Source organism: Flagellimonas algicida, assembly GCF_049629585.1.
Lineage (GTDB): Bacteria > Bacteroidota > Bacteroidia > Flavobacteriales > Flavobacteriaceae > Flagellimonas.
On record NZ_JBMYIX010000002.1, the window covers coordinates 803,096 to 822,378 of the forward strand.

At 43.7% G+C, this 19,283-nt stretch carries 23 protein-coding genes; 10 read left to right on the forward strand and 13 right to left on the reverse strand.

Annotated elements, in window-relative coordinates:
- Positions 1–30 precede the first annotated feature (30 nt).
- Positions 31–624, forward strand: coding sequence for a leucyl/phenylalanyl-tRNA--protein transferase (gene aat / locus ACPD8L_RS12470; RefSeq protein WP_423943868.1), 594 nt, complete (start codon positions 31–33; stop codon positions 622–624).
- On the opposite strand, the gene ACPD8L_RS12475 is transcribed toward aat, so the two are convergent.
- The 3 genes from ACPD8L_RS12475 to ACPD8L_RS12485 are packed head-to-tail and all read right to left on the reverse strand — an operon-like array spanning position 613 to position 2,414.
- The gene (locus ACPD8L_RS12475; protein ID WP_423943623.1) at positions 613–1,299 is read right to left on the reverse strand and encodes a DUF2490 domain-containing protein; all 687 of its coding nucleotides are present in this window, start codon (positions 1,297–1,299) and stop codon (positions 613–615) included. The genes aat and ACPD8L_RS12475 overlap by 12 nt on opposite strands.
- Positions 1,280–1,885, reverse strand: a complete 606-nt coding sequence (locus tag ACPD8L_RS12480; RefSeq protein WP_421810231.1) for a hypothetical protein — start codon at positions 1,883–1,885, stop codon at positions 1,280–1,282. The genes ACPD8L_RS12475 and ACPD8L_RS12480 overlap by 20 nt, the downstream gene beginning before the upstream one ends.
- The gene (locus tag ACPD8L_RS12485) at positions 1,851–2,414 is read right to left on the reverse strand and encodes a DNA-3-methyladenine glycosylase I (protein ID WP_421810230.1); all 564 of its coding nucleotides are present in this window, start codon (positions 2,412–2,414) and stop codon (positions 1,851–1,853) included. The genes ACPD8L_RS12480 and ACPD8L_RS12485 overlap by 35 nt, the downstream gene beginning before the upstream one ends.
- Before the next feature lie 181 nt (positions 2,415–2,595).
- Between ACPD8L_RS12485 and ACPD8L_RS12490 the strand changes: the two genes are divergently transcribed.
- The gene (locus ACPD8L_RS12490; RefSeq protein ID WP_423943625.1) at positions 2,596–3,228 is read left to right on the forward strand and encodes a thioredoxin family protein; all 633 of its coding nucleotides are present in this window, start codon (positions 2,596–2,598) and stop codon (positions 3,226–3,228) included.
- On the opposite strand, the gene ACPD8L_RS12495 is transcribed toward ACPD8L_RS12490, so the two are convergent.
- The 5 genes from ACPD8L_RS12495 to ACPD8L_RS12515 all read right to left on the reverse strand — a co-directional run bounded on the left by ACPD8L_RS12495 (position 3,211) and on the right by ACPD8L_RS12515 (position 6,773).
- A complete protein-coding gene (locus ACPD8L_RS12495; RefSeq protein ID WP_116216364.1) occupies positions 3,211–3,930 on the reverse strand; it encodes an energy transducer TonB family protein in 720 nt (239 codons plus the stop codon). The two genes, ACPD8L_RS12490 and ACPD8L_RS12495, sit on opposite strands and share 18 nt — an antisense overlap.
- 88 nt (positions 3,931–4,018) lie before the next feature.
- Positions 4,019–4,705: a tRNA pseudouridine(55) synthase TruB gene (truB, locus tag ACPD8L_RS12500; protein WP_423943627.1), complete on the reverse strand. Its 687-nt coding sequence runs from the start codon at positions 4,703–4,705 to the stop codon at positions 4,019–4,021.
- Between the two features lie 30 nt (positions 4,706–4,735).
- On the reverse strand, positions 4,736–5,530 hold the full coding sequence (locus ACPD8L_RS12505) for an undecaprenyl-diphosphate phosphatase (protein WP_152131732.1): 795 nt from the start codon (positions 5,528–5,530) through the stop codon (positions 4,736–4,738).
- Positions 5,531–5,794, reverse strand: a complete 264-nt coding sequence (locus tag ACPD8L_RS12510; RefSeq protein WP_116216361.1) for a DUF3098 domain-containing protein — start codon at positions 5,792–5,794, stop codon at positions 5,531–5,533. It abuts the gene before it with no gap.
- 100 nt (positions 5,795–5,894) lie between these two features.
- Positions 5,895–6,773 (reverse strand): cell division protein FtsX, encoded by an 879-nt coding sequence (locus ACPD8L_RS12515; RefSeq protein ID WP_423943630.1) that lies wholly within the window; start codon positions 6,771–6,773, stop codon positions 5,895–5,897.
- 89 nt (positions 6,774–6,862) lie between these two features.
- Here ACPD8L_RS12515 and ACPD8L_RS12520 point away from each other — a divergent pair, with 89 nt between their 5' ends.
- The 6 genes from ACPD8L_RS12520 (at position 6,863) to ACPD8L_RS12545 (ending at position 13,392) form a co-directional block, all read left to right on the forward strand.
- Positions 6,863–9,937 carry a leucine--tRNA ligase gene (locus ACPD8L_RS12520; protein ID WP_423943869.1) on the forward strand — a complete coding sequence of 1,025 codons (3,075 nt, stop codon included), beginning with the start codon at positions 6,863–6,865 and terminating at the stop codon, positions 9,935–9,937.
- 100 nt (positions 9,938–10,037) lie between these two features.
- Complete coding sequence (locus ACPD8L_RS12525; RefSeq protein WP_116216359.1) at positions 10,038–10,292, forward strand: SemiSWEET family sugar transporter; 255 nt, start codon at positions 10,038–10,040, stop codon at positions 10,290–10,292.
- 189 nt (positions 10,293–10,481) lie between these two features.
- On the forward strand, positions 10,482–11,582 hold the full coding sequence (gene ald, locus ACPD8L_RS12530) for an alanine dehydrogenase (RefSeq protein WP_423943632.1): 1,101 nt from the start codon (positions 10,482–10,484) through the stop codon (positions 11,580–11,582).
- A 94-nt stretch (positions 11,583–11,676) separates the two neighbouring features.
- The gene (locus ACPD8L_RS12535) at positions 11,677–12,378 is read left to right on the forward strand and encodes a zinc metallopeptidase (RefSeq protein ID WP_116216358.1); all 702 of its coding nucleotides are present in this window, start codon (positions 11,677–11,679) and stop codon (positions 12,376–12,378) included.
- 127 nt (positions 12,379–12,505) lie between these two features.
- Entirely contained in the window at positions 12,506–12,853 is a 348-nt protein-coding gene (locus ACPD8L_RS12540) for a winged helix-turn-helix transcriptional regulator (RefSeq protein ID WP_293304193.1), read from the forward strand.
- Positions 12,850–13,392, forward strand: coding sequence for a DinB family protein (locus tag ACPD8L_RS12545; RefSeq protein ID WP_423943633.1), 543 nt, complete (start codon positions 12,850–12,852; stop codon positions 13,390–13,392). The genes ACPD8L_RS12540 and ACPD8L_RS12545 overlap by 4 nt, the downstream gene beginning before the upstream one ends.
- Before the next feature lie 47 nt (positions 13,393–13,439).
- On the opposite strand, the gene ACPD8L_RS12550 is transcribed toward ACPD8L_RS12545, so the two are convergent.
- From ACPD8L_RS12550 to ACPD8L_RS12565, 4 genes are all read right to left on the reverse strand, one after another.
- Complete coding sequence (locus ACPD8L_RS12550) at positions 13,440–13,958, reverse strand: ferritin (protein ID WP_116216355.1); 519 nt, start codon at positions 13,956–13,958, stop codon at positions 13,440–13,442.
- 118 nt (positions 13,959–14,076) lie between these two features.
- The gene (locus ACPD8L_RS12555; protein ID WP_423943635.1) at positions 14,077–14,397 is read right to left on the reverse strand and encodes a hypothetical protein; all 321 of its coding nucleotides are present in this window, start codon (positions 14,395–14,397) and stop codon (positions 14,077–14,079) included.
- 39 nt (positions 14,398–14,436) lie between these two features.
- Positions 14,437–14,907, reverse strand: a complete 471-nt coding sequence (locus tag ACPD8L_RS12560) for an Lrp/AsnC ligand binding domain-containing protein (protein WP_116216353.1) — start codon at positions 14,905–14,907, stop codon at positions 14,437–14,439.
- A 48-nt stretch (positions 14,908–14,955) separates the two neighbouring features.
- Positions 14,956–16,329, reverse strand: a complete 1,374-nt coding sequence (locus tag ACPD8L_RS12565; protein WP_116216352.1) for a saccharopine dehydrogenase family protein — start codon at positions 16,327–16,329, stop codon at positions 14,956–14,958.
- A gap of 79 nt (positions 16,330–16,408) precedes the next feature.
- Between ACPD8L_RS12565 and ACPD8L_RS12570 the strand changes: the two genes are divergently transcribed.
- Both ACPD8L_RS12570 and pckA read left to right on the forward strand, forming a co-directional pair.
- Positions 16,409–16,798: a DUF423 domain-containing protein gene (locus tag ACPD8L_RS12570; protein WP_116216351.1), complete on the forward strand. Its 390-nt coding sequence runs from the start codon at positions 16,409–16,411 to the stop codon at positions 16,796–16,798.
- Positions 16,799–16,863: 65 nt separating this feature from the next.
- Positions 16,864–18,480, forward strand: coding sequence for a phosphoenolpyruvate carboxykinase (ATP) (pckA, locus tag ACPD8L_RS12575; RefSeq protein WP_421810223.1), 1,617 nt, complete (start codon positions 16,864–16,866; stop codon positions 18,478–18,480).
- A gap of 59 nt (positions 18,481–18,539) precedes the next feature.
- On the opposite strand, the gene ACPD8L_RS12580 is transcribed toward pckA, so the two are convergent.
- Positions 18,540–19,283: a uroporphyrinogen-III synthase gene (locus tag ACPD8L_RS12580; protein ID WP_116216349.1), complete on the reverse strand. Its 744-nt coding sequence runs from the start codon at positions 19,281–19,283 to the stop codon at positions 18,540–18,542.

Consider the following 19,283-nt stretch of genomic DNA (forward strand, 5'->3'; position numbering starts at 1 on the left):
GGAGACCGTTTGGAGTTCCCTCCTGTGCATATGGCAAACGAAGATGGGCTTTTGGCCGTGGGCGGTGACTTGTCCACTGAGCGATTGCTACTTGCCTATAAAAGCGGAATTTTCCCATGGTTCAATGATGATGCCCTTATTCTATGGTGGAGCCCAGATCCCCGTATGGTGCTTTTTCCCAATAAAATCAATGTGTCTAAAAGTATGCGCAAGGTGTTGCGTGATGGAAGGTTTCAATTGACCCAGAACAGCTGTTTTTCAGAGGTATTGGAGCGCTGCGCCAGCATGGAGAGAAAGGGACAGGAAGGGACTTGGATCACCCCCAAAATGAAATCGGCCTACGTTGATTTGCATAAAAAGGGATGGGCCAAATCCTATGAGGTGTGGGAAGGGGGCGTTCTTGTAGGGGGATTGTACGGAGTGGATTTGGGACATGTGTTCTGTGGCGAAAGCATGTTCAGCTTAAAACCAAATGCCTCTAAGTTTGCCTTTGTGAAAATGGCGCAAGAACTTCAGGAAAAAAATTATCATCTCATCGATTGCCAAGTCCATACCGACCATCTGGAAAGCCTGGGCGCAGAATTGATCCCTAGAAAACAATTTGTGGAAATCTTAAAGAGATAATTGCGCAGTGGTTAGTAAAAAGACCACATTTTGGGGCAAGCCCGAGGTGTACTCTTCCAATCGGTACTCCAGACCAAATTGAAGCTTTAGATTCGCATCCAATTGCCACCCTATAAAACCGGTAAGTCGGGTATCGTACTGGGGAGAGGCACTTCTAGCGACACTCAATAAATTTTCAAGCGTTCCCACAAAATAAGGTTCCCCTATATCCAGATTTTCACCCTTCAAGGGAAAATCAACGGCAAATCTGTATCGAAATCGATGCACGGTGGTAGATTTTGTTATGCGCTGTTCCGAACGTATCCGGTGTCCAAAACGAACCACATAGGGTTTTGAAGTAAGATTGAATTGCTGTGTGAGGCGCAGTTCATTTTCAGAATCCTCAAAAGCTTCCCTGAACCTGTATAAGACACCCAATGCAATACTCTGGTTGTTTTGCACATTAATTTTGGAAAAATGGACCACATCCAAGTGGCGGGTTTTGATTTTGGACTCACCCTCCTGCACCACATAATTTCTGTTGATCACGGAAAAATTATGGGAATAGAGTGGGGTCACATCATAATCTATGGCAAACTGGGGCTGCCAATATCCTGTAAAGTTATCTTGGGCACTCACCACTGCCAATCCAAAGAAAAAGAATAGGGAAAGCCACTTAGTACTGGATATGGTCATAACTTGGGGGGAATGATTTTTGGAGTTTGACCAATTTGCCCTCTGAATTGAACAAGGCCTCATAGGTTTGAAAACGGTTTTCTTTTTTAGCGGAAAAAACCAGTTCGTAATTAACGTGGGGCAGGATTAAATTTTGAAAGGCATCATGAAGGGTCTTTTTGGGGTCCTGATGGATTAAGGGATATTGCTGTTGAATTTTTTTAAGTCGAAATTTTGGAAAATGTGTATCAAGATGAGTTAGGATATTATGCCATGTTTCTTCTGGTACATCATCTTTTTTGACGATAAACTCCACATCTTCCAAGGTTCCGTCAATGTCAAACTCAACACTGTACCTCAGTCTGCCTTTTTTGAATTTGGCCTCATAACTTTCCTTGGTACTGTCTATTTCCTTGTAAAAACGAATTCGTTTTGCTTGGTCCAAATATTCTGATAGAAGTGCATAGGCCTTCTGGGGAAATAGTTCTTGCGTTATCCTATATTCCTGTTCGTATTTGCTCTGCTGTCCCCAACCCAAATGGGAAAGGCACAAAAAAAACAATATGATCGAGCTATACTTCATGGTACCTGAAACAAGCCGTTTCATGATCGTTCACCATGCCCGTGGCCTGCATGTGCGCATAAATGACCGTGCTGCCCACAAACTTGAAGCCTCGCTTTTTTAGGTCTTTGCTAATGGTGTCGGACAAAGGCGTGGTGGCAGGGGCCATTTTATAATTCTCCAAACTATTTTTAATGGGTTTACCGTCCACAAACCCCCAGATATAGGCACTGAAACTGCCAAACTCTTTCTGGACATCCATAAAGGCCTTGGCGTTGGAAACAGTGGCGTGTACTTTTAGTTTGTTTCTAATGATGCCCGCATCATTTAAAAGTTCGTCAATTTTATCCTGATCATACTCGGCAATCTTGGTATAATCAAAATAATCAAAGGCTTCCCTGAAATTGTCCCGCTTTCGCAAAACGGTGATCCAACTGAGACCTGCTTGGAAAGTTTCCAGTATCAAAAATTCAAAAAGAGTGGCATCGTCCTTTACGGGAACGCCCCATTCCTGATCGTGGTAGGCTTCATACAAAGGGTCGCCCAAGCACCAACCGCATCGATGTTTGTCCATAGTGGGAAGTTTAGGGATAAAGGTAAAGAACCCGCGAAACATCTGGTAACGAAAACAGCATGGATGAATAATTAATTTGATATGGTGGGATAGGTGTAAGGTTTTGATATGGGATACAACCAATGATAAAAATCAGAAAACGCCCAAATTGTGGAGCGTATTTTTGTAAAAAGTATTACGGATGGAACTACTGGAAAAGAAGATTGAAGAGGCCAAGATCACATTGGTCAAACAGGGGATTTCAATGGGAATGGATTATGGAAAATATAGGGATTTGGTCCATCATTTAGCGGATACCAAACAGACCACAGGCTTGCCCCGATCCGAAGCGAACATTGAATACACCCAGCTCAACGACCGCCGCATGAGACGGTGGGACAAGACCTTCAAACTGCCTGAAGCGATAGGGGAAAAGGTCTCCAACATTTCTTCCAGGTTGAAATTCTTGGTTTTGACGGAAAGCTGGTGCGGGGATGCTGCGCACAGTATGCCGATCATGAACAAGATTGCCGAAGCGAATCCAAATATAGATTTTAAAGCTTTGCTCAGGGATGAAAACCCCGAGCTTATGGATGCCTTCTTGACCAATGGTAGTCGTTCCATACCCAAGTTGGTGGTCTTTGATGCGGACTTGAATGAAATTATTGCGGAATGGGGGCCAAGGCCAAGCGTTGCCACACAAATGGCAAATGATTACAAAACGATGCATGGAACGTTTACCCCAGAATTCAAACAGGAACTTCAGGTGTGGTATAATAAAAACAAGGGAGAAAATATTTTAAATGACTTGGTTGGGCTACTTCCTTTGGAATAGGTAGGTAATGGTGCCAATTTGCGAAGCTTTGGAATCTGGACTGAAACGTGCCTTTAAGGCATATGCAATGGCATTGTCCACCAAACATCCGTTGCTGGTGCCGGAGCTTTTGTCGTTAAAATCGGCCTCGGTCACATACCCGTTGGCATCCACTTTAATGTTGATGACCACCTTGCCCCCTTCAATGCAGGTGTAAATGGGGGGTGGAAGATAATAGGCATTCCTATCTACCAAGGAGAAGGAAATGGAGGTACGTCTATCCTTTAAGTAATTGGTGAATTCTTCTTTTTGGGCATCCCGCTCCCCTAGTTTTTGTTTTTTCTCGTCCCGTTTGGCAGCCAGCTCCTTCAGCTGATTTGCAAAAGCTTCATCATTTCCGGAAAATTCCCCCTCCTCGCTGCTCATGGCCCGTTCTTCAAGAAGTTCTTCCAGTGTTTTTAGTGGTTCAGGGTTTCCAATGGTGGGTTTTGCAGTTTCATTGAGCGCCATATGGCTCTTAATGGGGTCGTTGTTGGCCAATTCTTCCAAACGCTCTTCCTCCTCTTTCAGCAATTCCTCGATATCTTCATCGGCCAAGCTCATCTCAATGACATATTCATCTTCTTGCATGCTCCCTAAGTGAATGTTGAACAACAACAAAATCACCAAGGCCATGGAGAAGAAGGTTATGATAAGGGATAACTGGCTTCTGTTCAAGTTCATGGTTCTAGTATAACCGCTTTTTTTTAAAATTATTTTACCAAATGACCTTCATAAACCAATTGATACGATGGTCAAAGGACCATTTTTGCTATAGGTTTTCCTTGAAGACCAAGGGGTTTGTGGCATTATTTACGTTGAAATCCCCTATTTTGGTTCTTCTTAAGGCAGATAAATGAGCTCCGGAACCCAAGGCTTTGCCAAAATCATGGGCCAAGGAACGAATGTAGGTTCCTTTGCTGCAAACCACTCTAAAACCCACTTCGGGCAGTTGAATTCGGGTAATTTCAAATTCCGAGATAGTAATTTTTCGGGATTTTATGTCCACTTCCTTTCCTTCACGGGCCAATTCGTAGAGTCGCTTACCATCTTTTTTCAACGCAGAGAATATAGGAGGAATCTGTTCAATCTCTCCCAAAAATTCCTTGGTGGCTTCTTTTATAGAGGTTTCGGTGAGATGCTCCGTGGGGTAGGTTTGGTTTACTTCGGTCTCCAAATCGTAGGAAGGAGTGGTGGCACCAAGGGTGAATGTTCCCGTATATTCCTTGATCTGTCCTTGCAGCTCCGGGATTTTTTTGGTGAACTTTCCCGTACAGATAATCAGAAGTCCTGTGGCCAAAGGATCAAGAGTGCCAGCATGGCCTATCTTTATTTTCTTAAGGTCGAATTTTTTTCGGATGGCCCATTTAAGGGCATTCACCGCCTGAAAGGAACTCCACTCCAAAGGTTTGTCGATCAAAAGAATCTGACCGTTTAAAAAATCTTCCTTGGTTTTCAAAGGTTTCGGGATTTGGATAAAGGTAACAATCTATCCCCAAATGCTCCAGGCAACGGCGATGAGTCCCACAATGAGACAATATATGGCAAAATACGTAAGCTTGCTCTGGCGCACGAGTTTGATCATCCAGGTACAGGCGGCAAGACCGGCGATGAAGGCGGCAATAAACCCAGCGCCCATGGCCACAGCTTGATCACCATGAAAATTGATTTCACCCCCCATAAGGTCTTTGGCGACTTTTCCTAAAATCAAGGGAACGACCATCAAGAATGAAAAACGAGCCGATTTGGCCTTGTCCACCCCTAAAAGTACGGCTGCTGAAATAGTCGCTCCACTTCGAGATATACCGGGTAAAATCGCCACGGCCTGCGCCATTCCAATGACAAAGGCACTTCTGAACGAAACCCCCTTGTCCGTAGTCTTGGCCAAATCGGCCAAATAGAGCAGCACTGCGGTAATGATGAGCATGATGCCCACTATGATGATGGCCCCGTCAAAAAACACTTCGATAAAATCGTTCAAAAAGAGCCCGACCAATGCCGCGGGAATCATGGAAATGACAATTTTCAGCGAAAATTGGGTCTCTTCATTCCATTTAAATTGGAAAAGGCCTTTTAAAATTTCAAAAACATCCTTTCTGAATACCACCAAAGTACTCAGTGCGGTGGCAAAATGTAAGATTACCGTGAAGAGTAGGCTTTCCTCAGGCAGGGCGTGTGCCCCCAAAATGGCTTTCCCCAATTCCAAATGTCCACTGGACGATACAGGTAAAAATTCGGTCAACCCTTGGATGATTCCGAGGATAATGGCATCAATAAGCTCCAATTATTCTTTGTTTTTTTTAGGGTTCAACAAAATGGCATAAATCTGTATGCCCAACCCGATGAGCACCAAAGTGGGGGCCAAACGGATTCTCCTAAAACTGTAGATATCTGGATTGAAGACCTCTGGGTCATCACTGCCACCACCGGTCATCAAAATAAAGCCCAAGGCAATAAAGGCCAGCCCAATGAAGAGGAACAGGTAGTTCTTCTTTTGAAAGATGAACTCCTTGGTAGGTTTTTGAACATTCTTGTTTTTCTTGCTCATGCCGCAAATTTAAGGAAAAGTTTCCCAGTTTTCAGCCACTGGGAGTCTTAGTGGATATACCGTCTCAATTCTTTTAGCGAAGCGGTCTTGCATCTTTTATTTAATAATACAGATCGTCTGTCCTCAGATTTAAGAAACGTTGGGTGGCAAAATGGGTGCTCGCCCATGAAATGACAACCCCAAGTCCAAAGACTCCGAGAAATAAAAAGATCAATACCAAATAGTCCTGTAGCAGGTTCAATTCGGGAAAATTTTTGTTGATGTAATAGATCAAGATACTCAAGGAGGCCAAAGCCACGGCAGCGCCTATCATGCCTAGTTTGATATTGGCCCAAATAAACGGTCTTCTGATAAAGGTTTTGGTAGCCCCCACCATCTGCATGGTCTTGATGATAAACCGTTTGGAATAGATGGACAATCGGATAGAACTGTTGATCAGCAGCACGGCTATGACGGTAAAAACAGCACTGGCCACCAATATCCATAAACTGATTTTCCGGGCATTATCGTTGAGCAAAGAGATTAAAGGTTTGTCGTAACTTACCTCGTCCACATAGGTTTTTGTGGCAAGATCATCGGCAATTTCTGCGATTTGCTCGGGAGAGACAAAATCGGCCTTTAAATGCACATCAATGGAATTCTTTAGCGGATTATATCCCAAGAACTCGACGAAATTCTCACCAATGTCCTCACTGTACTGCTCTGCAGCATCCTCTTTGGAAATGTACTCGGCAGATTTGGTGTATTCGGCCAAGGCAAGGCTTTTTTGTAATTGGTCAATCTCGACCGGTTTGGCATTGTCCTTCAAAAAGACTGAAATGGTGATTTGTTCCTTAAAGTGATCGGCCAGTTTTTTGGTATTCAGGACCAAAAGTCCCAAAACGCCCAACAGGAAAAGCACCAAAGCGATGCTCAAAACCACGGAGAAGTAGGAGGAAATCAACTTTCTTCGCTGATATCGTTCAATATATTGGCTCATAGAGTGGAATCAGTACGTAAAAATAGAAAAGTAAATTGTATTTAGGGGATTAAACCTATTTTTGCAACTCGAAAATGAAAGAGAATACCATGAACTACGATTTCCGTGACATTGAAGCCAAATGGCAGAAGTATTGGGCAGAAAATGAAACCTTTAAGGCAGTCAACGATTCTGACAAGCCTAAATTTTATGCCTTGTCCATGTTTCCTTACCCTTCTGGGGCAGGATTGCACGTTGGGCACCCGCTGGGGTACATTGCCACGGACATCTATTCTCGCTATAAAAGGCATAAAGGGTTCAATGTATTGCATCCCATGGGGTACGATTCCTTCGGATTGCCTGCGGAGCAGTATGCCATTCAAACCGGACAGCACCCTGCGATCACTACCGAAAACAATATCAAAAGGTATCGTGAGCAGTTGGATCGGTTGGGTTTTTCGTTCGATTGGAGCAGGGAAGTGCGCACTTCCAATCCGGGATATTACAAATGGACACAGTGGATTTTCATCCAATTGTTCAACTCATGGTACAATAAAAGTTCCGATAAGGCTGAGGCTATAGAGGGCTTGATTTCCATTTTTGAAAAAGAAGGAAATGCAACGGTGGAAGCTGTTTGCGATGAGGATACACCCAGTTTTGGTGCAGCGGAATGGAACGCATTTTCTGAAAAGGAAAAACAAGAGATTCTTTTAAAATACAGACTGACCTATTTGGCTGATACCGAAGTGAACTGGTGTCCGGCCTTGGGAACGGTTTTGGCCAATGATGAGATAGTAAACGGCGTGTCCGAGCGTGGAGGCCATCCCGTCATCCGTAAAAAAATGACGCAGTGGAGCATGCGTATTACGGCTTATGCCCAACGCTTGCTCGATGGATTGAACAAGATTGATTGGCCACAGCCGTTAAAAGATTCCCAGACCAATTGGATCGGTCGTTCTGAAGGCGCTTCCGTGACTTTCAATGTCATTTCAAATGAAGGTGTCACTTCGAGCGCAGTCGAGAAGCCGGACACGATTGAGGTCTTCACCACCCGCCCCGATACCATTTTTGGGGTAAGTTTTATGACCTTGGCCCCTGAGCACGATTTGGTGGCAAAAATCACCACCCCGGAACAAAAAGCTGAGGTGGAAGCCTATGTCGAGGCCACAGCAAAGCGTTCCGAGCGGGATCGTATGGCCGATGTAAAAACCATTTCAGGGGTGTTTACCGGTGCGTATGCAGAGCATCCGTTTACCAAGGAGCCTGTTCCCATTTGGATTGGCGACTATGTTTTGGCCAGTTATGGGACCGGAGCGGTTATGGCCGTACCATGTGGTGATCAACGGGATTACGATTTCGCGAAACATTACCATATAGATATCCCCAATATATTTGAGGGGGTTGATATTTCCGAAGAGGCTTTTGCCGATAAAGCGACCACCATTATTGCCAATTCCGACTTTTTGAATGGGCTTTCCTATAAAGAGGCCACCAAAAAGGTGATTGCCGAGTTGGAAAAAATTGGACACGGGGTTGGAAAGGTGAACTACCGCCTTCGTGATGCCGTATTCAGTAGGCAACGCTATTGGGGAGAACCCTTCCCGGTGTATTATGTGGATGGGATGCCCCAGATGATTGCTTTGGAACACTTGCCGTTGGAATTACCCGAAGTGGAGAAATATCTTCCCACTGAAACCGGGGAACCGCCCCTGGGCAATGCCACCACTTGGGCTTGGGACGCCAAGAACAATAAAGTTGTGTCGAACGACCTTGTCACCCTGAGCGCAGTCGAAGGGTCAGACAAGGGGGGTGAGATGCTGAATCAAGTTCAGCATGACGGAATTTATCCTTTGGAATTGAACACCATGCCGGGATGGGCAGGAAGTTCCCAATACTTTAATCGATATATGGATCCCCGTAATGATGGGGCCATCTTCTCTCCAGAGGCCATTGGATATTGGCAGGATGTGGATCTCTATATTGGAGGTAGCGAACATGCTACGGGCCACCTTTTGTATTCTCGTTTCTGGCAGAAGTTTATGTTTGACAGAGGTTATGTGCCCAAGGACGAGTATGCCCAAAAGTTGATCAATCAAGGGATGATTACGGGAGAAAGTGCCTTTTTAAATATAATTGAAGGAAGATTAAAGAAAGGAGATGAGGATGTTTCTACTTTTTGTCAAATCATAATAAGCAAAGAAATTTATGACGGTTTGAACCTAAAAGAAGGGGCTATCAATAAGTTGCCTAAACCTCTTTTTGATTTTTTAAATGAAAGGATTGATTCTCATTTAAAATTTAATAAAGGTTATGCGGATTACACAAAATCTTACATAGCATTTAAATCAACAAATATTGATGTAGACCTTGTCAACAAAGAGCAAGTAGGTATTTTGCAGTTGAAAGACAATGAGCGATTAAAAGTTATTGGCAATGCTCATTATTTTGATGGAAAAGAGGTCATCCCAAATGAAAAAATGACCGAGGACACGCGAGCCCAAGTTTTCAGGGAAGTGGAAAAAATGTCCAAATCCAAATACAATGTCGTCAACCCCGATGCCATTTGTGAGGAGTATGGGGCAGATTCACTACGCCTTTACGAAATGTTCTTGGGACCTTTGGAACAATCCAAACCTTGGAACACTGCGGGGATTACGGGAGTACATTCCTTCCTTAAAAAACTATGGCGCCTTTTTGAGGTCATTGAGGACAAAGAACCCACGGCCGATAATCTGAAAACGCTGCACAAGACCATTAAAAAAGTGGAGGAGGATATTGAGAACTTCTCGTTTAACACTTCGGTTTCCACCTTTATGATTTGTGTGAACGAACTCACTGCTCAAAAATGTACCAGCAAGGCCATTTTTGAACAGCTGGCCATTTTGGTGTCGCCCTACGCACCCCATATTGCTGAAGAGCTATGGAGTCGTTTGGGTCATACGAAATCTATTGCGGAAGCGCCTTTTCCAAAGTTTGAGGAGAAATATCTAGTGGAAAGCAGTAAGGAATACCCCATTTCCTTTAATGGAAAAATGCGCTTTAAATTGGAATTGCCCTTGGATATGGGCAAAGATGCAATCGAAGAGGCGGTCTTGGCCCACGAAAAAACCCAGGAACAGTTGCAGGGCCGTACCCCTAAAAAGGTTATTGTGGTGCCTGGTAAGATTGTGAATATTGTTGGGTAAAAGGCTCAACTATTCCAAGTGATGGAATATTACTTGTAAGGAGGTCTATTTTTGTTTTTCAAAACAGTAAAGTCCCTACATTTAGGGCAAATAACCTACCATGGACACAATTGAAATCATTGGCCTAGTTGCGGCTACCCTTACCACCAGTGCCTTTATCCCGCAAGTATATAGGGCATGGCGACATAAATCTACCCGGGATATTTCCCTTACCATGTATTTGGCTTTCTTCATTGGAACCATGCTGTGGCTATACTACGGTTATGTACATGGGAGCCTGGCCATTATATTGGCCAATGGTGTAACTGGGCTGTTGGTCATAGTAATGCTAGTTTTAAAATTAAAACATAAATAACCACCCCTTATTTTTTTAGGGTATAGAATAAAATATTTATATAAAATCTATATTGACCCCATAAAAAATAGGGTATAAATCATTTTTTATATAAAATTTATCTGATAACCCCTACTTTTTATCGATTTCATTTCGTTGATTCCGGTTTTTGTAACAACTTTGGGTATAGTAACCATAAAACACAACAAAATGATTGTAGGGGTGCCTAAAGAAATCAAAAGCAGTGAAGGCCGGGTTGGTATGACGCCAGCTGGGGTTTTTGAATTGGTGAAGAACTACCATACCGTTTATGTGCAATCTGGTGCAGGTGACGGCAGTGGGTTTTTTGATAAGGATTACCAACAGGCCGGAGCCACTATTTTGGATACCATTGAGCAGGTGTATGCCAAGAGCGATATGATCGTGAAGGTCAAGGAGCCCATTGCCAAGGAGTACGATTTGATCCAGGAAGGGCAGATTGTTTTTACCTACTTTCATTTTGCTTCGAGTGAGGCCTTGACGCAGGCCATGATCAAGAGCAAGGGGATTTGTATTGCCTATGAGACCGTTGAAGATGAGGAAGGCACCTTGCCTTTGTTGACCCCTATGTCTGAAGTGGCAGGAAGGATGGCCATTCAACAAGGGGCAAAATATTTGGAAAAACCCGTAAAAGGTCGTGGCGTGCTTTTGGGTGGTGTTCCCGGGGTGGCCCCCGGTCGTGTCTTGATCTTAGGGGCGGGCACTGTGGGCATTCAGGCTGCAAAAATGGCAGCAGGACTTGGCGCACATGTTACCATTTTGGACATCAATATGAAACGACTTCGCTATGTAAACGATATTATGCCCAGTCATGTGGTCACGGAGTTTTCCAACGAGTTCAACATTAGAAAGCATATACAATCCCATGATCTTATCATAGGGGGTGTGCTGCTGAAAGGAGCCAAGGCGCCCAATCTGATCACAAGGGATATGTTGAAGGAAATGCGGCCGGGAACGGTTATTGTTGATGTGGCCGTGGACCAGGGAGGATGTGTGGAGACCACCAAGCCCACAACCCATCGTGATCCTATATATATCATTGATGATGTGGTTCATTACTGCGTGGCCAACATGCCTGGAGCTGTGCCGTACACTTCAACCGTGGCCTTGACCAATGTCACCTTGCCCTATGTGCTGAAATTGGCCAATATGGGCTGGCGAAGTGCCTGCAATTTGGACAAGACTTTGGCCAAAGGGTTGAATATTGTTGAAGGGGAAGTGGTGTACGAAGAAATTGTTAAGACGTTTCATTGGGAATCCGCCGTGGCATAAAAGCATACATTTTGTCAGTAGAAAGACCCCGCTAAACCTTGGCGGGGTTTTTGTTGTAATATGCTATATTTATAAGAGCAAAAATCGAATAGTTATGATGACATATTATATATTGATCGGTGGGATTGCACTGGTCAGCTGGTTGGTGAGCAATAAGCTTAAAAGTAAGTTCAAGAAATACTCCCAGGTACATCTAAGAAATGGCATGAGTGGTGCAGAGATTGCCCAAAAAATGCTGGATGACCATGGCATTCGGGATGTGAAAGTCATTTCTACCCCCGGAATGCTTACGGACCACTACAATCCAAAAAACAAGACCGTTAACCTAAGTGAAGGGGTATACAGTCAACGGAATGCCGCCGCCGCCGCCGTGGCGGCGCATGAATGCGGACACGCGGTACAACATGCCCAAGCGTATGAATGGTTGACCATGCGGTCCAAATTGGTTCCTGTGGTGAGTGTAACCTCGGGGATGTCCACTTGGGTGGTGTTTGGCGGTATCGCCTTGATGGCGGCTACAGGAGTGGCTGGAGGCATTGGCTTCTATATAGCCGTGGCCGGTTTGGTCATGATGGGAATGGCAACTTTGTTCAGCTTTGTTACCCTTCCGGTGGAATATGATGCCAGTAAACGTGCCTTGGTATGGTTAAAGCAGAAGAATATGGTAAGCCAACAGGAATATGCTGGGGCCGAAGATGCCTTAAAATGGGCGGCCAGAACCTATCTCGTGGCTGCACTGGGTGCCTTGGCTTCCTTGCTCTATTGGGCGTTTCAGGTGTTTGGCAGCAGGGATTAAGAGTCAAAATCCACAATCTATACAAACCTGTTCAACTAAGATTGAGCAGGTTTTTTTGTGCCCTATTATGAGGTGTTACATTTGATTGCTATATTTTTAGTAGCTTTGCTATGAAAATAATAGCATTATGAAAACACCTAAACCTGGGCAGCCTGTTCGGGGGTCAAAAACCGGACAGCCCATCATGGCTTTATTGGATTTGTTAGGGAGGGGCTGGGCCATGGGAATCATTTGGCACCTGCATAATGGGCCTAGTACTTTTAGGGGGTTGCAGGATTATTGTGAATCCATCTCTCCCAATACACTCAATACACGAATCAAGGAATTAAGGGATTGTAACCTGATCAAAAGAACCATGGAGGGTTATGCACTAACAGAATATGGGGAGGAATTATTTGAGCTGTTGCAACCTATGGGGTCATGGGCTAGGTACAAATGGACCGAAAGTTTCAAAAATGATAATTCAGAAGAATGAAATATATTAAGAAACCCCTTAAGGGGGAATATCCTCCATATTCCCATATTTATATGGATTTATTGGAGGATGACGGCAAAGTTTTGGAACATCTGAGGCAAAATTTCATGGAAATCAAAGAGCTTGTCCAAACCTTGCCCGAGGAGAAATTGTTGTATCGCTATGCTGAAAATAAATGGACTATCAAGGAAATCTTGGTGCATCTTATAGACGACGAGCGTATTTTTACCTATAGGGCCCTACGGTATGCCCGGAATGACGATACGCCGCTCCATGGCTTTGATCAGGATAAATACGCCAGATTCTCCAAAGCCAATGACAGAAGCTTGGAAAGTATTCTTGAAGAATACGAATGGGTCAGGAGGTCGACCATTGCACTTTTCAAGTATTTGCCAGAGGATAGTTTTACCAGAAGTGGGGAAGGAATCGATTTTGACGGAAGTGTTATCAACAAGCGAACCGTTAGGGCCTTGGCATACCATATTGCAGGACACGAGCTTCGCCACTTGAATATCATCAAGGCACATTACCTAAACTGAAAACGGGGCCAATGGCCCCGTTTTTTTTTTTATTGGATATGGATATTTTAGTCTATCCAGTTGCCCACTTGATTGTCGATCATCTGTAGCCCTACACCTTCTGTTCCGGTCACTTCGATCATATCCAGAATGTCCCGGATCGTGTTCTCCTCTTCAACTTGTTCCAACACAAACCAATCCAAGAAACGTTCTGTGGCAATATCACCCAGTTCACGTGCTTTTCTCACAATATTGTGAATGGATTTGGTAACGGCCACCTCATGTTCCAATGTGCTCTCGAACACATCAACTATGGATGAGTAGTCATGGTTGATGCCAGTAATTTCTGGCGATAATGGATTTCCTCCCGTATCGATCAAAAATTCGAAAATCTTCATCATATGGCCGCGTTCCTCCTCAGATTGCTTGTAGAAGAATTTGGCACTGGTAAAAAACCCATTCTGCTCGCACCAAGACGCCATGGCCAAATAGGTGGCAGAAGCATGGGCTTCCATTTTTATCTGTCCGTTGAGCAGATCCATGGACTCCACTTTAATGCTCATACTTTGTCTTGCTATATCTTTCATGTATACTGGGTTTATCGTGTTAATATATCAAAAATACGGAATTTGATCTCGTTTTGGAAGTAACTTCCTTGTTTTAAGGCAGTTTTAGATTGAATAAAAATAGGTAATAGAAACTGGCCTAAACCGTGATGGCTTCTCGTTCCTCGGAAAGTCCCATGGCTACAAAGCCTTGTGCAACCAAATACTTCAAATCCAAGATTTCAAGGGTGTTCAGGACAAAGAGGTGTTCTTTGTTGCAAAGCATCAATACCTCAAAGCCGTGTTTGTTCAAATCCCCGTCAAAATGATCTTCAATGGAAATGGACAATACCTTATGCCGAAGGGAAAGCAATTGGCAAAGTGACATTCGGACCAATTTTTGGCCAAAATCCACATAGAAGCAGCGTTCCTTCACGGATTGGTATAAAGTGTAATATGTAGACTGATGAACTACATTCATGGGCACAAATGTAAAGTTTATTTAGATTGAATACAAATATCAGATTTGAATTTGTCGATCTATTTGCTGATCCAATGAAATAAAGGTTTCGGTTCTTGAAACCCCTTCGATTTGTTGGATTTTTTTGTTGAGCACTTGCATCAAGTGTTCGTTGTCCCGGCACAAGACTTTAATGAGGATGGACCAGTTTCCCGTGGTATAATGGCATTCCAGTACTTCGGGGATTTTTTCAAGTTCCCGTACAGCCTGCGGATTGGCCATGGCCTTGTCCAAAAAGATACCAATGTAGGCCATGGTGGTATAGCCCAGCACTTTGGGGTTGATGATGAATTTTGAGCCAGATAGGAGACCTGAGCTTTCCAACTTCCTTAATCTTTGGTGAATGGCCGCTCCGGAAATACCAATGTTACGAGCGATTTCCAAAATGGGTCTTCGGGCATCTTCCATCAAGAACCTTAGAATTTTCTTGTCTATGCCATCAATTTTAACCGAACTGTTATGGTTTTTCACAGAAAAGATTTAAAACTGAAGCTAAAGATATTGAAAAAATGCATAAGGCTAACTAGCTACCGAATCTGGATTGTATCCCAAGTACGGCACTTCGTATTCCTTAAAGTTCACACCGTGGGATTTGAGTTCATCAAGGATAGGTTGGTAGACTTCTTTGTTTATGGGAATCTGCACCCCTGGGGTCGTGATTTTTTTGTTCAATATCTGTAAAGTGGCTATGGCTACGGGTAATCCAACGGTTTTGGCCATGGCGGTGTAAGTTCTGTTTTCCCCTATGACCACCATATTGGCATCGATTTGTTTTTTAACACCGTTTAATTCATAGCCAAATTTGTGGTACATCACGATCATATCCTTTTCATCTTCTTTCAAAGTCCAACTATCTTCAAGGATATGTTGTAGGATCTGTGCCGGTGAAGCATTTTTCAAGGGGATTTTTTTGTTTGGGTCAAACAGGTTCAGCTCCAATAATTTTCCCCAACGGATATCGTCTTGGTCTATTTTAAGGTAGTACCGCAGTTTCAGTTCTACCGAGTCTGTTGGGGAATAGGGCAAGAAAAGGTTTATGAACTCCCGGTAAGACATGCCTTCGGAGTTTTCAATGGTGTAGCTATCATCGGTCATTCCCAAGATAACGAACATCTGCCATGCTTTGGAAAAGCCTACCCTCCGCATGGTGCCCCTAAAAAGGGTAAGGGCATCCTGAAGCCCATAGGCCTCCCTATATTTTAAGGAATCGCGGTTGGCGTAGGCCTCGAACTTTCCGTGCCCTTCCACTTCCAAAAATTCGGTTCTCCTGAACAGCTTTTGGTAGGGGATGTATTTATAGGTCCCTTCCTGGATAAATTTGGCCGCACCACCTTGGCCGGCTAGAACCACGTTTCTTGGGTTCCAGGTGAACTTGTAGTTCCATAGATTGGAATCGCTTTCAGGGGCCACCAATCCACCGGTAAACGACTCGAACAACAACATTTTTCCACCTTCTGCCCTGATGCGATCGATTACTTCCATGGCGCTCATGTGGTCTATTCCTGGATCAAGGCCAATCTCATTCATAAAAATGAGACCGTTCTTTTTTACCTCGTCGTTCAGGGCTTCCATCTCTTTGCTTACATACGATGCGGTGACCAAATGCTTTTTAAACTGAATGCAATCTTCCGCAATCTTGATGTGCAAACTGGCCGGAAGCATTGAAATGACAATCGAGGCGGACGATACGGCTTTTTTACGGTCATCATCGTTGAAAATATCCAACGTGATTACATCGCAGTTGGGATGTGATGAAAATTGCTCTGGAATGTTCTTGGGTTGTAGGTCACCAATGACCAAACGGAGGTTTTCACTATCTGAATTTTTAAGCAGATAGTCTAATAGATAGGAGGTTGATTTTCCTGCCCCCACAACTAAAATAGTGCGGACCATAGGTTTTGATTACTTTTGATTAAAACGGACACTAAGGTATCAAATTGTTATATTTCTAAAAAAATTAGTCGATAAAGTTATGAACAGAACAATATTGTTAACGGGAATCCTATTTGGTTTATTGGCCATAGTGTTGGGTGCTTTTGGGGCGCATGGCTTGGAAAAATTGGTGGATTCTGAATCGATTGAGGTGTTCGAGACCGGAGTGAGATACCAAATGTACCATGCACTGTTTCTGCTTTTTTTGGGGATTTGGCAAGGGTTGGACAAAAGGCATAAAAAAGTGATTTATACTATGGTGCTGATGGGCGTTGTCCTGTTTTCTTTTTCCATTTATGCATTGGCCCTGAACAGTCTTACGAGCTTTGATTTTAAAGTTATTGGATTTTTAACACCAATTGGCGGCGTTTTTTTGATTTTGGGATGGTTTCTTTTAGGATACCGCATTTTAACCCATAAGAAGGCCTAAATAACCACAAATAGAGGTTTAAAAGTTATATTTTTCTAGTTTTGTAGTATCTAAAAAATGAACTAATGAAAGCTTCCACACCAGCTTCGAAAACGATTTCGCTTAAACCTTATGGAATAGATCATAAAAATTTCCATTACCAACTTTCTCCTGAGGAATTGCACAATGTTACCTTGGAAATGGAGATGGGAAAAGAAGCCTCTTCCGGGGCTTTGGCCGTAAACACTGGGGAATTTACCGGAAGGTCGCCCAAGGACCGTTTTATTGTCAAGGATGCCATTACCGAAGATAAGGTTTGGTGGGGCAACATCAATATTCCTTTTGAGAGTGAAAAGTTTGACCAACTCTATGATAAGGTCATCGCATATCTTAACGAAAAGGAGTTGTTTGTACGGGATTCCTATGCTTGTGCGGACCCGGCATATAAAATGAACCTAAGGGTCATTAACGAGTATCCGTGGTCCAATATGTTTGCCTATAATATGTTCTTACGGCCAACCGATGAGGAGCTGGATGGTTTTGAACCGGAATGGACGGTGGTCAATGCGCCCGGTTTTATGGCCAATCCCGAAGTGGATGGGACGCGCCAACATAATTTTGCCATTTTAAACTTTACTAGAAAGATTGCCCTGATAGGGGGAACTGGGTATACAGGAGAAATCAAGAAGGGTATTTTCTCTGCCCTGAACTTTATTCTTCCAGTATATAAGAATACGCTACCCATGCACTGTTCCGCCAATGTTGGCGAAGAGGGCGATACCGCCATTTTCTTTGGACTTTCGGGTACTGGAAAGACAACCTTGTCCACGGATCCCCATAGAAAGCTTATTGGAGATGACGAACACGGATGGACCGAGGCCAATACCGTTTTCAATTTTGAAGGAGGTTGTTATGCCAAGGTCATTGACCTTTCCGAAGAGAGTGAACCCGAAATCTACGGAGCAATTAAAAAAGGGGCCATTCTGGAAAACGTGATTATGGATGATGCTGGAGTGGTTGATTTTTCAGATACCTCCATCACACAGAATACTAGGGTAAGCTACCCTATTTACCATATAGACAATATACAGGAGCCATCGATTGGGAAAAATGTAAAGAATATTTTTTTTCTTACTGCAGATGCCTTTGGGGTATTGCCTCCTATATCAAAGTTGACACCTGCCCAAGCGGCCTATCACTTTATATCTGGGTATACCGCAAAAGTGGCCGGTACCGAAGCTGGTGTCGTTGAGCCCCAACCCTCCTTTTCGGCGTGTTTTGGTGCACCATTTATGCCATTGCATCCCACCAAGTACGCAGAAATGTTGAGCAAGAAAATGAAAGAAGCCGGAGTGGACGTGTGGTTGATCAATACGGGTTGGACCGGCGGACCTTATGGAGTAGGCACACGAATGAAGTTGAAATATACCCGGGCCATGATCCATGCGGCCTTAAGCGGTGAGCTTGGCCTCTATTGCTATGACAGATACCATATCCATTCGGTATTTGGTGTGGCACAACCTAGGGAATGTCCAGGGGTTCCCACCAAGGTGTTGAGTCCAAGGGCGACTTGGAACAATGATGAGGCATACTACAAAACGGCCTTTAAACTGAGCAATGCGTTTAGGGAGAACTTCAAGAAGTTTGAAGCCTATGCCAACGAAGAAATTAGAAGGGGAGGCCCCCAACGCTATGCATTTTAACGATAACAAAAAAGCCCGGTGAACACCGGGCTTTTTTTATAATATGTTCCAATAAAATCTTACTTATTTACGCTGGTAATGTATTTCTGTAGCGCCATGGTCATGGATGGTGTTTCCGGGGTTGGAGCTTGAATGTCAATTCGAAGACCGGCGTCGGTAGCAGCTTTTACAGTGCTATTGCCAAAAACGGCAATGCGGGTGTTGTTCTGCTCAAAATCCGGGAAGTTCTTCAGAAGGGATTCAATTCCAGATGGACTAAAGAAAACCAAAACATCGTAATATACGTTTCTAAGGTCTGAAAGATCACTGATGACGGTCTTATAGAAAATGCCGCGTTTCCAATCTACACCCAACTCATCCAAAGCTTGGGGCACTGCTGCCTTAAGGGCATCGGAGGAAGGTAAAAGGAATTTTTCGTCCTTGTATTTTTTGATAAGCGGCACCAATTCATTGAAGGTACGCTTGCCAACGTAGATCTTACGCTTTCTATAAACCACATATTTCTGCAGGTAGTAGGCCACGGCCTCGGACTGACAGAAATATTTCATGGTGTCAGGAACCTTAAAACGCATTTCCTCGGCAATCCTGAAAAAATGGTCGACAGAGTTTCTGCTCGTCAAGATGATTGCCGTAAAATTGTTCAGATCGATTTTTTGCTGCCGTACATTTTTGGCTTCAACTCCCTCTACATGGATAAAAGGCCTAAAGTCTACTTTAACCTTTTCTTTCTCGATCAATCGTGAGTAAGGAGAGTTTTCGATTTTGGGTTCTGGTTGGGAAACCAAAATTGTTTTTACTTTCAT

Bases quoted from the DNA above. Each gene is read 5' to 3' on its own strand.
- aat (WP_423943868.1), top strand. From the start codon at position 31: ATGGCAAACGAAGATGGGCTTTTGGCCGTGGGCGGTGACTTGTCCACT.
- ACPD8L_RS12475 (WP_423943623.1), bottom strand. From the start codon at position 1,299: ATGACCATATCCAGTACTAAGTGGCTTTCCCTATTCTTTTTCTTTGGA.
- ACPD8L_RS12480 (WP_421810231.1), bottom strand. From the start codon at position 1,885: ATGAAACGGCTTGTTTCAGGTACCATGAAGTATAGCTCGATCATATTG.
- ACPD8L_RS12485 (WP_421810230.1), bottom strand. From the start codon at position 2,414: ATGGACAAACATCGATGCGGTTGGTGCTTGGGCGACCCTTTGTATGAA.
- ACPD8L_RS12490 (WP_423943625.1), top strand. From the start codon at position 2,596: ATGGAACTACTGGAAAAGAAGATTGAAGAGGCCAAGATCACATTGGTC.
- ACPD8L_RS12495 (WP_116216364.1), bottom strand. From the start codon at position 3,930: ATGAACTTGAACAGAAGCCAGTTATCCCTTATCATAACCTTCTTCTCC.
- ACPD8L_RS12510 (WP_116216361.1), bottom strand. From the start codon at position 5,794: ATGAGCAAGAAAAACAAGAATGTTCAAAAACCTACCAAGGAGTTCATC.
- ACPD8L_RS12515 (WP_423943630.1), bottom strand. From the start codon at position 6,773: ATGAGCCAATATATTGAACGATATCAGCGAAGAAAGTTGATTTCCTCC.
- ACPD8L_RS12520 (WP_423943869.1), top strand. From the start codon at position 6,863: ATGAACTACGATTTCCGTGACATTGAAGCCAAATGGCAGAAGTATTGG.
- ACPD8L_RS12525 (WP_116216359.1), top strand. From the start codon at position 10,038: ATGGACACAATTGAAATCATTGGCCTAGTTGCGGCTACCCTTACCACC.
- ald (WP_423943632.1), top strand. From the start codon at position 10,482: ATGATTGTAGGGGTGCCTAAAGAAATCAAAAGCAGTGAAGGCCGGGTT.
- ACPD8L_RS12535 (WP_116216358.1), top strand. From the start codon at position 11,677: ATGATGACATATTATATATTGATCGGTGGGATTGCACTGGTCAGCTGG.
- ACPD8L_RS12540 (WP_293304193.1), top strand. From the start codon at position 12,506: ATGAAAACACCTAAACCTGGGCAGCCTGTTCGGGGGTCAAAAACCGGA.
- ACPD8L_RS12545 (WP_423943633.1), top strand. From the start codon at position 12,850: ATGAAATATATTAAGAAACCCCTTAAGGGGGAATATCCTCCATATTCC.
- ACPD8L_RS12550 (WP_116216355.1), bottom strand. From the start codon at position 13,958: ATGAAAGATATAGCAAGACAAAGTATGAGCATTAAAGTGGAGTCCATG.
- ACPD8L_RS12555 (WP_423943635.1), bottom strand. From the start codon at position 14,397: ATGAATGTAGTTCATCAGTCTACATATTACACTTTATACCAATCCGTG.
- ACPD8L_RS12565 (WP_116216352.1), bottom strand. From the start codon at position 16,329: ATGGTCCGCACTATTTTAGTTGTGGGGGCAGGAAAATCAACCTCCTAT.
- ACPD8L_RS12570 (WP_116216351.1), top strand. From the start codon at position 16,409: ATGAACAGAACAATATTGTTAACGGGAATCCTATTTGGTTTATTGGCC.
- pckA (WP_421810223.1), top strand. From the start codon at position 16,864: ATGAAAGCTTCCACACCAGCTTCGAAAACGATTTCGCTTAAACCTTAT.
- ACPD8L_RS12580 (WP_116216349.1), bottom strand. From the start codon at position 19,283: ATGAAAGTAAAAACAATTTTGGTTTCCCAACCAGAACCCAAAATCGAA.